Annotated in this window: 16 protein-coding genes; 11 read left to right on the top strand and 5 right to left on the bottom strand. The window is 67.2% G+C overall.

All coding sequences use genetic code 11. From position 1 onward, the window contains the following. Window positions 1–17: 17 nt before the first annotated feature. Entirely contained in the window at window positions 18–308 is a 291-nt protein-coding gene (locus ON27_RS04110) for a hypothetical protein (protein WP_043719478.1), read from the bottom strand. Between the two features lie 157 nt (window positions 309–465). Between ON27_RS04110 and ON27_RS04115 the strand changes: the two genes are divergently transcribed. The 5 genes from ON27_RS04115 (at window position 466) to ON27_RS04135 (ending at window position 5,531) form a co-directional block, all read left to right on the top strand. Next, on the top strand, window positions 466–1,395 hold the full coding sequence (locus ON27_RS04115) for a LysR family transcriptional regulator (protein WP_063711274.1): 930 nt from the start codon (window positions 466–468) through the stop codon (window positions 1,393–1,395). A 497-nt stretch (window positions 1,396–1,892) separates the two neighbouring features. Beyond that, a complete protein-coding gene (locus ON27_RS04120; RefSeq protein WP_043719484.1) occupies window positions 1,893–2,537 on the top strand; it encodes an ABC transporter permease in 645 nt (214 codons plus the stop codon). Next, the gene (locus tag ON27_RS04125; protein ID WP_043719486.1) at window positions 2,534–3,817 is read left to right on the top strand and encodes an ABC transporter ATP-binding protein; all 1,284 of its coding nucleotides are present in this window, start codon (window positions 2,534–2,536) and stop codon (window positions 3,815–3,817) included. Before ON27_RS04120 ends, ON27_RS04125 begins: the two co-directional genes overlap by 4 nt. Next, a complete protein-coding gene (locus tag ON27_RS04130) occupies window positions 3,814–4,551 on the top strand; it encodes an ABC transporter permease (RefSeq protein WP_043719489.1) in 738 nt (245 codons plus the stop codon). The genes ON27_RS04125 and ON27_RS04130 overlap by 4 nt, the downstream gene beginning before the upstream one ends. Continuing rightward, on the top strand, window positions 4,548–5,531 hold the full coding sequence (locus ON27_RS04135; RefSeq protein WP_043719492.1) for a glycine betaine ABC transporter substrate-binding protein: 984 nt from the start codon (window positions 4,548–4,550) through the stop codon (window positions 5,529–5,531). The genes ON27_RS04130 and ON27_RS04135 overlap by 4 nt, the downstream gene beginning before the upstream one ends. A 42-nt stretch (window positions 5,532–5,573) precedes the next feature. Here the strand turns inward: ON27_RS04135 and ON27_RS45340 are convergent, their stop codons facing one another. Beyond that, complete coding sequence (locus tag ON27_RS45340; RefSeq protein WP_281032754.1) at window positions 5,574–5,702, bottom strand: hypothetical protein; 129 nt, start codon at window positions 5,700–5,702, stop codon at window positions 5,574–5,576. Between the two features lie 152 nt (window positions 5,703–5,854). After that, entirely contained in the window at window positions 5,855–6,763 is a 909-nt protein-coding gene (locus ON27_RS04140) for an alpha/beta fold hydrolase (protein WP_043719585.1), read from the bottom strand. Window positions 6,764–7,184: 421 nt separating this feature from the next. Here ON27_RS04140 and ON27_RS04145 point away from each other — a divergent pair, with 421 nt between their 5' ends. Then, a complete protein-coding gene (locus ON27_RS04145) occupies window positions 7,185–7,946 on the top strand; it encodes an enoyl-CoA hydratase (RefSeq protein ID WP_043719587.1) in 762 nt (253 codons plus the stop codon). A gap of 317 nt (window positions 7,947–8,263) precedes the next feature. Here the strand turns inward: ON27_RS04145 and rox are convergent, their stop codons facing one another. Continuing rightward, window positions 8,264–9,691 (bottom strand): rifampin monooxygenase, encoded by a 1,428-nt coding sequence (rox, locus tag ON27_RS04150; RefSeq protein ID WP_043719495.1) that lies wholly within the window; start codon window positions 9,689–9,691, stop codon window positions 8,264–8,266. 430 nt (window positions 9,692–10,121) lie between these two features. Next, window positions 10,122–10,856 (bottom strand): hypothetical protein, encoded by a 735-nt coding sequence (locus ON27_RS04155; protein WP_043719497.1) that lies wholly within the window; start codon window positions 10,854–10,856, stop codon window positions 10,122–10,124. Between the two features lie 201 nt (window positions 10,857–11,057). Here ON27_RS04155 and ON27_RS04160 point away from each other — a divergent pair, with 201 nt between their 5' ends. The 5 genes from ON27_RS04160 (at window position 11,058) to ON27_RS04180 (ending at window position 14,599) form a co-directional block, all read left to right on the top strand. Continuing rightward, on the top strand, window positions 11,058–11,678 hold the full coding sequence (locus ON27_RS04160) for a TetR/AcrR family transcriptional regulator (RefSeq protein ID WP_043719590.1): 621 nt from the start codon (window positions 11,058–11,060) through the stop codon (window positions 11,676–11,678). Window positions 11,679–11,733: 55 nt separating this feature from the next. Continuing rightward, the gene (locus tag ON27_RS04165; RefSeq protein WP_043719499.1) at window positions 11,734–12,057 is read left to right on the top strand and encodes a hypothetical protein; all 324 of its coding nucleotides are present in this window, start codon (window positions 11,734–11,736) and stop codon (window positions 12,055–12,057) included. A gap of 449 nt (window positions 12,058–12,506) precedes the next feature. Next, window positions 12,507–12,962, top strand: a complete 456-nt coding sequence (locus ON27_RS39650; protein ID WP_051046203.1) for a hypothetical protein — start codon at window positions 12,507–12,509, stop codon at window positions 12,960–12,962. Window positions 12,963–13,120: 158 nt separating this feature from the next. Further along, entirely contained in the window at window positions 13,121–13,774 is a 654-nt protein-coding gene (locus ON27_RS04175) for a DUF2267 domain-containing protein (RefSeq protein ID WP_043719501.1), read from the top strand. A 171-nt stretch (window positions 13,775–13,945) separates the two neighbouring features. Further along, window positions 13,946–14,599 carry a response regulator gene (locus ON27_RS04180; protein ID WP_043719592.1) on the top strand — a complete coding sequence of 218 codons (654 nt, stop codon included), beginning with the start codon at window positions 13,946–13,948 and terminating at the stop codon, window positions 14,597–14,599. The last annotated feature ends 16 nt before the right edge of the window (window positions 14,600–14,615 follow it).

Consider the following 14,615-nt stretch of genomic DNA (forward strand, 5'->3'; position numbering starts at 1 on the left):
CGGCTCCGGCGGGCGGACTACCGCTCGTCGAGTACCTTGCCGTCCAGTACGGAGTGGCCGATCGTCAGCGTCGCGGTCGCCGCGGCCAGCGGGAAGTTCCCCACTCCGGCCCTTGCCGCGCGCATCGCCTCGGCCGACTCCCAGCGCCAGATATCGAGGTAGGACCCGTCGTCCTGCCGAATCAAGGTGGCCGCGGTGAACGCCGCGTCAACCGACCGGATGCTCCGGATCAGCCGGGTCCGCTGTTCGAGCAGTTGCGCCAGCATGCCGGTCACGACGACGTATCGATGCGTTCGCACGACTGCCATGGCCCTGCCCTCTCATCTCGGATCCTGGTTGGCACCGTTCCTCCCACCGGGTCGCTTTCTCCTGTGCCTCACAGTTTTCCGCCGTGCGGCTGCGCGAACAATGAGCAATCGCGAAACGCCGGTTGCGCCGGGGGTTAACGATGAGGACTATGACGGGGTGGAGTTACGCGAGATCGAGATCTTCTTGACCCTTGCCGAGGAGTTGCACTTCGGCCGGACCGCTGAGCGGCTGCACATCTCCACACCCCGGGTGAGTCAGACGATCGCCAAGCAGGAAAGAAGGATCGGCGCTCCCCTGTTCGAGCGAACCAGCCGCAAAGTCACTTTGACACCGCTGGGCGAACAGTTGCGCGACGACCTCCAGGCGGGTTATCGCCGAATCCTCGAGGGCATGGAGTCGGCCGCGAACGCCGCCCGTGGCGGACCGGACACCTTGACGCTGGGAGTGCTGGGGCCGATGTGGCAGGACCTGGCTCCCATGACGGCGTTGTTCAGGACCCGCCATCCGCACGTCGAATTCCGCGTGCGCGAGATCCGGATCGACGACCCGTTCGGCCCCCTCCGCAGCGGCGACGTCGACGTGGCCTTGGTGGCACTGCCCGTGCGGGAACCGGACCTGCGGGTGGGGCCGCCGGCCTTCACCGAGCCCATCGTGCTGGTGGTCGGGCGCACGCACGAGTTGGCGAACCGTTCCTCGGTGGGCTTGGCCGACTTGGGCGGCTACCAGATCCTTCCCTCCGGGTTGCCGATTCCGGACTACTGGGAGGAGTCGTTCTCGCCGCTGGCTTCGAGCCCGCGGGATACCGGCGCTCCCGCTCCCACACGGGAGGAGGTCCTGTGGACCGTGACAACCGGCGCGGCGGTGGCCTTCGCCTGCGGGCAAGGGATCAAGTACTACGACCGTGGCGACGCGGTGTACCTCCCGATCGACGAGGGGCCCACGCTGAGCTGGGGTCTCGTCCACCGTGCCGAGCCGGTCGGTCGCTGGGTCGCGGAATTCGCGCGCGTCGCCACCGACCTCGGGCCGATCGACCTGACCCTCGATCTCGATCCGTCCACCCTGCACCGCCTGCGCTCGGTGAGCTAGCGCGTCCGACGCGCCGGATATGGCACCGCCCATCGCCGGCGAGTGGTTGATCGGCTGATCGGCGGGGCTGCCCGACGGCCGGTTTCGATCTGCGTGAACGTAATGCTGGCTGTGCCGCGCCATGGGTGGTTTCCTCGGACCCGACCGTCAGGTTCGAGCGAAAGGCCCCGCGTGTCCGCCGATCACACAGCAGCCGACACCGGAACCGCCGTGCGGGTGGTGCGACTGGAGTACTACTCCGCCGTCGACCCACGCACGCGCGCGGCGTAACACCTCAGGAGAAAGATGACTCGAGTTCGTTATCGGCGAGTGCGCGGCGAATTGTCTCCCCGCTGGTACCGGCCGGAAACAACCGCCCTTTTCGCGATCCCGCGAATCACTCGCCGCGTGCCGTCCAGGACCGAAAACGCAGCATAGATTAGTCTATTACGGCTCGCGTATCCGGTGACTACGCGTACACAGGCGCCGATTGATCGTCGGCCGACGATGGGAATCCCGTGAATCTATGGAGTTACGTCCGGGGACGGGGAGAGGTTTTGGCATTCCTCACCTATCAGCACGCCTCCTTGGCGTTTCAGACAGTCCTGGTCGGAACCGTCGTCGCTGTCCTGATCGCGGTGGCGGTTTATCGGCTCCCGTTGCTGGCCGCGCTTTCCCTGACCTCCAGCCGGGTCGCGCTGACGATCCCTTCGCTGGCGTTGCTGGCGATTCTGTTGGTCCCGTTCGGGCTGGGCGTGGTTCCGTCTTTCGTCATGTTGGCGTTCTTCGCGGCGTTGCCGGTGATCGGCAACGCGATCGTGGGTTTGCGGTCGGTACCGGCCTCGGTCGTCGAATCCGCTCGTGGCATCGGGTTTTCGCGATGGCGCATATTGCTGACCGTCGAATTGCCGATCGCCTGGCCGGTGATCCTCACCGGCATCAGGGTGTCGACCCAAATGATCGTCGGCGTCGCGGCCATCGTCGCCTATGTACTCGGACCGGGCCTCGGATCATTGATCTTCAACGGCCTCTCCCGCCTCGGTGGCGCGAACGCCCTGGAGATGGCTCTGACCGGCACCATCCTCATCGTCGTCATCGCGCTGGTGTTCGACGCGCTCCTCGTCCTGCTCGGGCGCCTCACCATCGCAAAGGGACTCGCATGACCGACGACGTGACCAGTCAGCCCGCCCCGGCGACACCGGAACGCAATGTGACCGGTGCGTCCATCGAACTGGACTCGGTCGTCAAGCGCTACAAAGGCCAGCAGAAGCCCGCGGTCGAGCGTCTCGACCTCCAGATCGAGGCAGGTGACATCGTCGCGTTCGTCGGCCCCTCCGGCTGCGGCAAGACGACCACCCTCAAGATGATCAACCGCCTGATCGAGCCCACCGAAGGCAGGATTCGCATCGGCGGCCGGGACGTCACCGAGGAGGACCCCGACAAACTGCGGCAGTCGATCGGGTATGTCATCCAGTCCGGTGGCCTGTTCCCGCACTGGTCGGTCGCCAAGAACATCGGCGCCATCCCACGGGTGCTCGGGTGGGACAAGAAGCGGATCGCCGAACGCACCGAGTACCTGCTCGATCTGGTCGGCTTGGACCCGGCCGCTTTCGCCGACCGGCTGCCCAAGGACATGTCCGGTGGACAACAGCAGCGGGTCGGCGTCGCACGCGCGCTCGCGGCGGACCCCCCGGTCCTGCTCATGGACGAGCCCTTCGGCGCGGTCGATCCGATCACCCGCGCGCGCCTGCAGGACAGCCTGATCGCGATCCAGCACGAACTCGGCAAGACCATCGTGATCGTCACGCACGACTTCGAGGAAGCCACCAAGCTCGGCGACAAGGTGCTCATCCTGTCGGAAGGCGGGCACGTCGAGCAGTACGCGCGCCCGGAGGAGATCCTCACCGACCCGGCGACGCCGTTCGTGCAGGAGTTCGTGGGGTCCGGCGCGAAACTGGCGTATCTGACCGTCTCGCGGGTGCGCGACGTGGCCTACGACGACGTGATCACCGCTCGAGTCGGTGAGTCGGCGCAGGGTGTGATCGCCCGCGCCAAGGCTGCCGGACACACCTGGGTCGTCGTGGTCGACGAGGCCGGGCGGCCGCGGTCGTGGCCCTCGCTCGCGGAGCTGGCGACCAAACCGGAGGTCTCCGACTACCTCGATCGCCGGTTGCCGGTCGTCGCCCGATCCTCGACCCTCAACGACGCGCTCGACGCCATGCTCGCCACCAGCCAAGGCGCCGCACTCGTCACCGACGGCCGCGGCGCGGTGATCGGCTCGCTCGCCATCGGTTCGGTGACCGAGGTGATCCGGAACAAACTGGCCGAGGGGCGCGCCGACGAGGAGGAGCTGTCCTACGAGACGTACATCGACGGCACCGACCCGGCGCCCACGCCGGTGGTCGCCGCCGATGACGAACCGGGATCGGCCGGGCAGTCATGAGCCGTCTGCGCCGCGTTCCGATCGACGTCTGGTTCGAGCCGATCATCATCCTCGTCATCGGGATCGGATACGTCATCTGGTATCGGTCCACGACGTTCACCCCGACCGAGAAGGCGTCCCTGGGTTGGGCCAACCTGCGGACCACGATCCTCGCGCACATCGAGCTGACAGCGGTGGCCACGGTGATCGTGGTGGTCGTCGCGATTCCGCTGGGCATAGCGTTGACCCGCCCCGCCTTACGACGGCTGGAGCCGATCGCGGTCAATATCGCCAATATCGGTCAGGCCGCGCCCGCGGTCGGGCTGCTCGTCCTGTTCACCTTCTGGCTGGGCACCGGGTTCCGGACGGCGATCGTCGGACTCGTCGTGTACGCGGTCCTGCCGATCCTGCAGAACACGATCGTCGGGCTCCGGCAGGTGGATCAGCGCACTATCGAGGCGTCGCGGGGCATCGGCTATTCGGCGACGCGGACGCTGCTGCAAGTCGAGCTACCGCTCGCGGTGCCGGTGATCCTCAACGGTGTGCGTACCGCGCTGGTCATTCTGGTCGGTACCGCGACGCTGAGCACCTTCATCGGCGCGACCAGCCTCGGCACGCTGATCACCACCGGCGTCACCCTGTTCCTGCCCAAGCTGCTCATCTCCGGCGCCATCCTGGTCGGGCTCCTGGCGTTGATCATCGACTGGCTCGGCAGACTGGTCGAACTGGCCGCGACCCCGCGAGGTATCGCATGAGATCGCCACGCGCCCGACTGCTCACTCTGCTCTCCGCGTTCGCGCTGGCGACGGCGCTCACCGGCTGCGGACTGGTGAGTTCGTCCGGAACGTTCCACGACGCGCGACTGCCGGACGGCGCACGGCCTCTGGCGGGCGCGAAGCTGGTGGTCACCTCCAAGAGCTTCACCGAGGGCGTACTGCTGGGCAAGATCACCGCGACCTACCTGGCCGCGGCGGGCGCCGACGTCACGGACCTGACCGGGGCGCCGGGTTCGGCGTCGTCTCGCCAAGCCCAGCTCAACGGTGACGCCGATGTGCTCTGGGAGTACACCGGCACCGGTTGGGTGAACTACCACAACCAGACCGAGACGATCTCGGACCCGACCGAGCTCTGGCAGCGGGTCCACGACGTCGAGAAGCGCGAACACGATCTGGAGTGGCTACCGCCGGCCAACTTCAACGACACATACGCGTTCGGCGCGTCGACTCCGAACGCCGAACGCCTGAAGGTTCGGTCCCTGTCCGACGTGGCCGCGTTACCGGTCCCCGACCGGACATTCTGCGTGGACGACGAATTCTTCAGTCGCGCGGACGGTTTCATCCCGATGCTGCGGAAGTACGGGATTCCCTACAACGACCCGAACGGTGTCCCGGCCGGCAACGTCACGCGGATGGACGCAGGCGTCGTCTACACGGCGACGGCCAAGGGCGCCCCGTGCAACTTCGGCATGATCTACACCACCGACGGCCGGGTCAAGAACTTGAACCTGGTCGTCCTCGACGACGACGCGAAGTTCTTCCTGCCCTACAGTGGCACGGCGGTCGTGCGGGGCGCCGTCATCGACCGCTACCCGCAGCTGCGCCCCCTGCTCGGGACGATCTCCCAGCATCTCACCGATGAGTTGATGCAAGACCTGAACAGTCGCGTCGACATCGATGGAGAGGACCCCGCCGACGTCGCCTACGACTGGCTGAAAAGCGAGAAGCTGATCGAGTAAGGAGTACCTGTAGCGTAGGACGGAACTTCGGAGTGGATTCGGTCAGCGCAGCTGTTCAGCCACCTGCTCCAAGCCGTTCCTGATCAACTGCCCATACTCGTCGTCGCCGAGGGCGCCGATCGTCTCCTGTGCACGACGGAGGTGCTCACGCGCACGATCGAGGTCGCCCAATAACAGCTACTGCGACATTCGATTTCAGATACCCAAGTCTTCCTCACTGGACCACAACTGGTCGCCCCACTCGGCAGCGCCGGCACAGCCCGGCCATGGCCAGGCGCGAGTGATGCATGTCGGGCGATGGCCCGAATGCGGGCGGCTCCGAATCAGGTCGTGTGGCGAATGATCGAGCCGGCGATCCGCTCGGTGAGTCCCGGCGAGAAGAACGGGTGGTGGCCCATTCCAGGCACGATCTCCAGGTGCGCCGCCGGGATCTGCGCCGCGAGGGCTTCACCGTGGACTCGGGGGAACAGCGGGTCATCGCTGCCATGCAAAACCAAAGTGGCTGCGGTGATGCGGGACAAGGACGCTCGCCGGTCGTCGTCCCAGCGCCGCCCGGCGAGATCGTGATTCGAGGCGGCGGCGAGGTTGTCGGCCCGTGCGTAGCAGTGTTCGACGAACCGCCGCGCGGCGGCCTCGTCGAAGGGCAGGACATCGCCGTTGAGCAGTCGCCAAGTCTGTACGTCGGCGTCCATGCACTGCTGGACAGTGGTACGGGGCGCCTTCGCGGAGGCCGTCAAGTGGTTCAGGAACCGGGCCGTCGGGGGCGGGAGTTCGTCGGCCGCAGCCGGTTGACCTGACAGTGCCCGCGCCCATGCCGGGCCGGGGTTGTCACCCATGGGAGAGGAAGCCATGGCCGTCAGCGTGCGGACACGGGTCGCCTGATGAACGGCGAGCCACTGCCCGATCGCCGCGCCCAGCGACGTCCCCACGATGTGCGCCGCCGTTACGCCGTGACCGTCGAGAACAGCTGCCGTGTCAGCGGCCATGTCGGCGAGCGCGTACGGGCGCGTTGCGAAATCGACGGAGTCGGAACGGCCGGTGTCACGATGATCGAACCGGATCACCTGCCGACCGCTGTTCACGAGAGCTTCCACCAGCTCATCGGGCCAGCCGATGCCCTGCGTAGAGGTGCCCATGACCAGCAAAACGGTGGGGTCATCAGGGAAACCGAAACGCTCGGTCCACAACTGAACTCGCCCGGAACGAACGAATTTCTCATCACCAGAAAGCATGCCGGGCACCATAGCGGTCCCCGGACATACCGAAAGTCGCTATCCGTTGTAAATGAAAACGGTGCTCATGAGATAATAAAAAGGCAGGCGAGCGCACCTTCAGCCGCTACGCACCGCGGCTCGATGAGGTGTTCGTCCGAGGACACTCCGATCAGGTCTTCACGTCGAGCAATCCTGATCGACATCGTTGGGTTCGGTGGCACGTTGGTTACGAGCACCCCGAGTGTCACAAGACCGTTCCCTCGATACAGCAACACGCCGTCGCATCGCAGTGCAGAGCGATCCTCGAGCATGCGTAGATTCGATTCCAGATTTGTCTTCAACCAGATTCGAAGAACCCCCCGGATACACTTACCGGCCGTCGTCGACATGTCAGGTTCCCCCTGTGTCCCCCGTCGTGCCCGGCGCCTACGATCCGTTCATGGCGGAGATCAGCAGTGAGCGGCGGGACAAGGTCGCGGTCATCACCGTGCACGACCCGGATCGACGGAACGCGTTGACACCGGCGCTCTCCGAACAGCTGGCCGCCGCGGTGGCCGAGGCGGAGCGCGATACCGGCGTGCACGCGGTGATCGTCACCGGAACTCCGCCCGCGTTCTGCGCGGGTGCCGATCTCAGTGCTCTCGGCGCGGCCCGTGAGCAGGGTCTCCGGGTGATCTACGACGGATTCCTCGCGGTCGCGCGATGCACCCTGCCGACCATCGCCGCGGTCGGCGGCGCGGCCGTCGGCGCGGGTCTCAATCTCGCGCTGGCCGCCGACGTACGGATCGCCGGTCCCCGCGCCCGGTTCGACGCGCGATTCCTGCGGCTGGGCATCCATCCCGGCGGCGGGATGACCTGGATGCTGCAACGCGCCGTCGGGCCGCAACGAGCCGCCGCGATGACGCTGTTCGGGGAGATCCTCGACGCCGAAGCCGCGCTCGCCGCCGGATTGGCGCACCAGGTGATCGACGGAGATCACGACGCACTGCTCGCCGGCGCGCTCGACTTCGCCGCGGGCGCCGCCGAAGCGCCGCGCGACCTGCTGATCACCACCAAGCGCACCATGCGCCACACCGCGAACCTCGACGCGCACGCGGACGCCGTCGACGCCGAGATCGTGCCGCAGGTCGCCTCGCTCGATTCCCCGGAATTCGCCGCGCGGCTGGCGGCGAAGAAGGCCGAGATCAGCCGATCCAGTTGACCTTCAGCGGAGGCGGCTGCGCCCTGCAGCGATCCGATCAGGCCGGAGTCGTCCTCCGGAGACACCTGCGATGGACCACTCGACCAGGCGCTCGAGGAAGACGCGAGCGCCGGAGAACTCGACACGCAGGGCGCGGGCCCGAACGTCACCAGGTGGTACCGACGTCTGCTGTCCAAAAGCGGCGACACCACCGGCACGATCGCGATCGGGGCCGCGGGCGGACCACTCGGCCGAGCCCTTGCCGCCTACTTCGGGCTGTGCATCGCCGCTCGTCGATCGAGTGCGGGTGGCCGGAACCGCTCCGGCCACCCCTGTCCTCAGCTGGTGGCAGCGCCGAACCATTTCGGCAGCTGGTTGGTCAGGTCCTGCTGATCTGCACCGACCCACGCCACATGGCCGTCCGGTCGCAACAGCACCGCGGGCGCCGCCAATTCCTCGCTGACATCGACGACGTGGTCCACCCGGTCGGCCCAGCCCGCCACCGAGAGCAGGCCGGTCTGGTCGAGCAGCAACCCGCGGCCGCCGTGCATCAGCCCGTAGAGGCGTCCCCGCTTCAGCCCTACGTCCCGCATTCGACGGCCGAGCAGTTCGTGCCCCTCGCCGAAGTCGTAGCGAACGCCGGTCGCGGTGATGAGCTCGGTGACGTACCGGTTCACCTCCTCGAAGTCCATCAGGTTCGAGAACAGCTCGCGCAGCGCGGTCGCACCCGGATCGGTCCCCAGCAGCGTGATCTGCGCACGGGTGTTCTCCAGCACGCGGGCGCCCACGGGGTGCCGTTCGGAGTGGTAGCTGTCCAGCAGCCCCTCCGGCGCCCAGCCGGCGACCTCGGCGGCCAGTTTCCAGCCGAGGTTGAACGCGTCCTGGATGCCGAGGTTGAGCCCCTGTCCACCGGTCGGCGGGTGGATGTGCGCCGCATCCCCGGCCAGCAGCACCCGCCCGACGCGGTAGCGATCGGCCTGCCGGGTGGCGTCGCCGAAGCGGGACAGCCAGCGCGGTGAGTGCGCCCCGAAGTCGAGACCCGCGACCGCGCGCAACTGCTGCTTGAACTCCGTGAGAGTCGGTGCGCTCGCGCGGTCCTCGGCCACACCGTCCGCAGGCACGACGACGCGATACGTCCCGTCGGCGAGGGGTTGCGCGTCGAACCGCTTCTGCGTCTTGTGCACTTCTTCGACAACGGCGGCGACCTTCGCCGGGTCCTCGGTCAGCTCCATGACACCCAGCAGCGTCTCCACTGTTGCGGATTCACCAGGGAATCCGACGCCGAGCAGCTTGCGCACTGCACTGCGCCCGCCGTCGCAGCCGACGAGATAACGCGAGCGCAGCCGCGTGCCGTCCGCCAGCTCGACGGTGACGCCGTCGTCGTCCTGGCTCAGCCCGACCAGTTCGCAACCGCGCCGGACCTCGGCCCCGAGTTCGAGAGCACGCTCGTTGAGCAGCCGTTCGGTGACCGGTTGCGGAGTAGCGAGGCCGTACGGGTGCGCGGTGTCCAATTGTTCCGGCCACGGCTTGACGACGCCGCCGAACAATCCGCCCACCTGGAACTTCTCACTGACCGCGAGGAACCGGTCCAGCAGACCACGCTGGTCCATCATCTCGACGCTGCGCGTGTGCAAACCCTGCCCGCGGGACTGCTCGGTCGGTTTCGACTCCTTCTCCAGCACGAGCGTAGGCACGTCGTGCAGCCGCAATTCGCCGGCCAGCATCAAACCGGTCGGTCCGCCGCCGGCAATGATCACATCAACCATCGAAAACCTTTCGCATATTTCGGCCGGCTTGCCCGCGCGGTCCCGCGGCGCACCCGCACGTCCGTGCCGGAGTACCCGCGACCACACCGCGAGGCGCACCGACGGTCGACGTCCCGCCGGACTCATGCGTCGACAGGAGCGTACGTACTCGCGAACCCCTGTTTTCGCAGGATCTGGCTTCGGCTGGAGATTCTGCAGCACGACCAGGGGCTTGCCGCAAGGCCCGGGGTGCGCTATATGTTGAGAGTGGCAGGGAGTGAACAACCTCCTTGCCTTTCTTTTGTCATCGAGGCTCAGCGCGCGGACGGCCTGCGCCACGGTGAGCCGATCACGTTGCGGCGCCTCAGTAGCAGGCCTGCTCACCCGAAGCGTCATCTTCACTGACTGGTTCGATCCGATGTTGCTCGGGATTTCGCCGACTCGAACCGGCCTAGACCAGTTTTCCGAGGCGGCTGGTGAACGCGGGGATCTTCGAGGCGGCCAGCAGGGCCCGGAACTGCCAGCTGTCGTCCCGCGGCAGGATTCCGGCGCGTTGCGTGACATCGAAAGCGTCGTAGAGGGTTTCGCCTTCCTCCATCAGGCCGTCCGCGTTGAAGTGGTAGCGGTCCACGGCCGGGCACTGGATGAATCGGCCGTCTCCGTAGAGCGCGGGCGCGCTGTCGTCGTACGGATACAAGCGCAGCGGGCCGGTCCAATGGCCGCTGCCGATGTAGCGAATGACCGTGCGCACCCGGCCTTCGGGCGTCACGTCGAGGTAGACCTGGCCCGGCAGCGGATCGTAGCGCCAGTCCGCAATGGCGTCGAAGAAGGCGAAGTTGTACTTCACGAACTCGTCGATGCCGACGATCGTACGGCCGAAGGTGGTCACATCGGTGTAGCGCACGTCGGCGGTGTAGAGCTCGTGGTTGAGGCTCATGTCCCGGACCAGAAAGCTCCACCAGTACTTCTTCGCCCAGTCCAGCAACCAGCTCACATCGTTGCCGAGCTTGCCGTAGTGGGTCAGCTTGCGTTCGAACTCGCCGAACCACTCCTCGGTGGTGGCCTGTAGCTCCGATTCCGGAATCGCGCGGATCCGTGCCGCGCGGTTGGTATGGAGGTATTCCGGAACCGGTTTCGACAATCGGGGACGACGCAGGGCCTGCTGAAATTGTTCGTCGCTGAACATGGGCACCCTTTCACCACGGCCTCGATCATGGTCTTCGGAGCAGCGCCGAAGGAATCGGTAGCGCCCGGAGGCCGAGACCCGCCGTCAGCCCGTTTTCGGGCGGACAGTTGGGCGTGGCCGCACCCAACTTGAATCACATGATTCATCTGGAATCAGGTGGTGTCAACAGGTGCCGCCGCGGCGCGATGCGAGGATGAGCTGGTGAGTTCGCCCAAACTCTGGCGTGGCCAGACGCTGCGAGACCGATCCGAGGACCGCCGCGAGCAGCTTCTGGACGTCGGTCTCGAACTGCTCGGCACCGCGGGGACGAGCGCGGTGACGATGCGGGCGGTCACGCGCCAGGCCAACCTGAGCCCGCGTTACTTCTACGAGAGCTTCGACAGGCGCGAAACTCTGATCACCGCCGTCTACGACCGCGTCGAAGCAGCCTTGCGCGATCGGCTCTCCGCCATCGCACCCGCCGATGCGCAGGCCGGCGTGCGATCGGCGCTGGAGATCTGCGCGGGCTTCTTCGAGGAGGACCCGCGCCGCGCTCGGGTGCTCCTGCGCGAGCCACTCGCCGATGACCATCTGCGCCGCCATATCGCCCTTCGCACGCCGACGGTCATCCGAGCCATGGCGCCCGTGCTCGGTCCCGCCGCCGACGGACTGTTCGCCAGCAGCGACGAAACCCTCGCCGCCATCGGCACCGCTCTCGCCGGCGCACTGACCGCGATCTACCTCGATTGGGTCGACGGCCGCCTGCCGATCGACCGGGACACCCTCGTGGACACCGCCGTCGGCATCGTCGTCGCGCTCCTGGGGATCGCATTCGAGCTCTGACACGAGAGGCGCGCCTTCGATATTCTCGGCTGTACCGTCGTCATCCAGGAGACGCATGCCCACCGCAATTCGCCGCCCGACCCGGACGCTGGCGCCATTCGCCGCGGGCGCACTGCTGGTCAACGCCGTGCCGCATGCGGTGAAGGGGCTCACCGGGGAACGATTTCCGACTCCGTTCGCGAGTCCGCCGGGTGTCGGCCTGTCCTCCCCGACCCAGAACATCGCGTGGGGAGCGGTCAACCTCGCGGCAGGCACCGCGCTCTTGCGCGGACGTAGCCGGACGAAAAGCGAAAACATCGCGGCGGTCGCCGGTGGCGCTGTGATGGCCTTCGGCCTCGCCTTCTATTTCGGCAGGCTGGACCTGGCCGGCCGGGACTGACGCACGGCGGTAGGCGGCATGAACCGATGGCCCAGCGGCATCGAAACATTCTCCCCTTCGATTACAAATAGCCCTGGCCTCGCGCCGGCCCGTTCGCGCGGACAGGCTGGGCCTGTGTACGCCCGACCGGCAACGCCCCGATCATCTCGCGGTGATCGAATTCCGTCCCTGGGCCACTCCGCCCGAGGGAATCCATACCCGGGCGCTGGCCATCGACCTGCGACGCACCGACCGGCTTCCGATGACCGAACCAGCGGGCTTCGCCGAGATCCTGCCCCGGCTGCGGATGCTCACCTCGCCGCACGAGGTGGAACTCGACGTGCCGGCCGACAGCGCCCGGGCCCCGACTGGCCGCGGCTTCGGAGCAGGCTGGGGCTCTGCGCCGAGACGATCTGCTGTATCAGGCCGGATTACAGTGGTGGGCGGGGCATTCCGAGATTTCCGAGGGGGTGCCGCCCACCGCGCTGGTGCCGGATGCGGAGTTCGCCCGGGTCGACATCGGCCGCGCGTTTCCCGCCGCGCCGCGTTCGATGCGGCGTGCCCAGCTCGAGCATCGCGCCGCACTGCTCGTACTCAGCACCGAAGGCGATTCGGTGACACACTGGCTGCGCACCGGCGAGGCACTGTCGGCCGTCCTGCTGGAGTGCACCGCCGCGGGGCCGGCGACGTGCGCGCTGACCCACATCGCCGAACTGCCGACCACCCGCGGACTGCTCGCGGGGCCTCATCCCCCGCCCGGGATCACCGCAGGTGCTGATCCGCGTCGGCACCGCACCCGACGACGCGAACATGATGCCGCCGACTCCGCGGCGACCGGTCATGGAAATCTTCACCGTCACCGGCTCCCACTGATCCCACGCGACCCCTACCGCCGCTCGACGGCGGGCACGGTCGCGTCCGGGTGACCATGGTCCCGTCAGTGCGGGCACGTTGCCTCTCACCGGTCCGGGCGCGAACGAGCAGTCTCTTCGGTATGGGACAGGAAATCCTCCGTATCGCGGTCGTGCGAAACGGGATCCCACCGGCACGATCAGCCATGATTCACCCGTGAAAGGCATCTCCCATGAGCTACCACCGCGACCCCCTCGCACCAGCGGTGCACACCGCGCACGAGTGGCTGCGCACTCTCGCCGACGGACTCGCCACCGAAGACCGCGCATTCGCGCACCGCGCATTGCGCGCCTGGCTGCACACTGTGCGTGACCGCATCGGCGTCAACGCGGCCGCGCACCTGAGCGCCCAGCTTCCCGAACTCCTGCGCGGGATCTTCTACGAGGGCTGGGTCCCCGCGCGGGTCCCCGTCGCGCACGACGTGCCCTCGTTCCTCGATCAGTTCGCGCGGGAAGCAGGCGTATCCCGCGACGAGGCCTACGCGCTGGCCGGTGCCGTCACCGACGCGCTGGCCGAGCTGTTCTCGCCCGGGCAACTCGACCACGTGTTCGCGTTGCTTCCGGACGATATGCGGGCCGTCCTGCGCGGATCCGACCTGGCGGGCACCTTGCAGGAAACGGCGGTCACCCGGCCGGTATCGTCGCGCTTCGACGAACTGGACAACCGGTTGCGAGCACTGACCGACGCGGTGGCGGTGCTCGCTCGCAGCCTCGAGGAAACCGCCGGTGGCGCTGCGCAAGACACCGCGAGAGTTTCCGCCGCCCAGCAAGCCCACCGGATCCTGATCGCCGAGGGGCTCACCCGCGCCGACACGCCGACCGGCTGATCCGTTCCAGCAGCCGCACCGCCCTCGACGCCCCCGCAAACGGTCCGATCGAGCTGGGGTAGCGTCTCGCCGCGCCTGCCGGATCCGGGAAGAGGACTTTGGTCCGTACCGAGCCGCCTGCCCGATGCGTAGTGTCGATCGCGCAACTGCTCCCCCGGATTGGACGCCAGCATGATCACGGTGTTTCTGGTCGACGACCACGAAATCGTCCGGCGCGGTCTCGTGGACCTGCTCGCCGACGACCCGGAACTGTCGGTCGTCGGCGAGGCGGGCGATGTCGCCCAAGCCCTCGCACGGATTCCGGCGCTGCGGCCGGACGTCGCCGTACTGGATGTGCGCCTGCCCGACGGCAACGGGATGGAACTGTGCCGGGATCTGCTGTCGAAAGTGGATGATCTGCGCTGCCTGATTCTCACCTCGTTCACCGACGAGCAGGCCATGCTGGACGCCATCCTGGCCGGGGCCAGCGGTTACGTGGTCAAGGACATCAAGGGCATGGAGTTGGCGAAGGCGATCAAGGAGGTCGGCGCCGGGCGCTCACTGCTGGACAACCGCGCCGCGGCCGCCTTGATGCAACGACTACGGGCCGACACCGAACAGGGCCCGCTGGCCGGGCTCACCGAACAGGAACGCAAACTGCTCGACCTGCTCGGCGAAGGGCTGACCAATCGGCAGATCGCCCAGCGCATGTTCCTGGCCGAGAAGACGGTCAAGAATTACGTCTCCCGGCTGTTGGCCAAGCTCGGCCTGGAACGGCGGACCCAGGCAGCCGTCTATGCCTCCAAACTCCGATCCCGGCCGTCCGGCTCCCAGATCGACTTCTGACCCTCGGCCGACACCT

The sequence above is a fragment of the Nocardia asiatica NBRC 100129 genome, from assembly GCF_000308415.1.
GTDB lineage: Bacteria > Actinomycetota > Actinomycetes > Mycobacteriales > Mycobacteriaceae > Nocardia > Nocardia asiatica.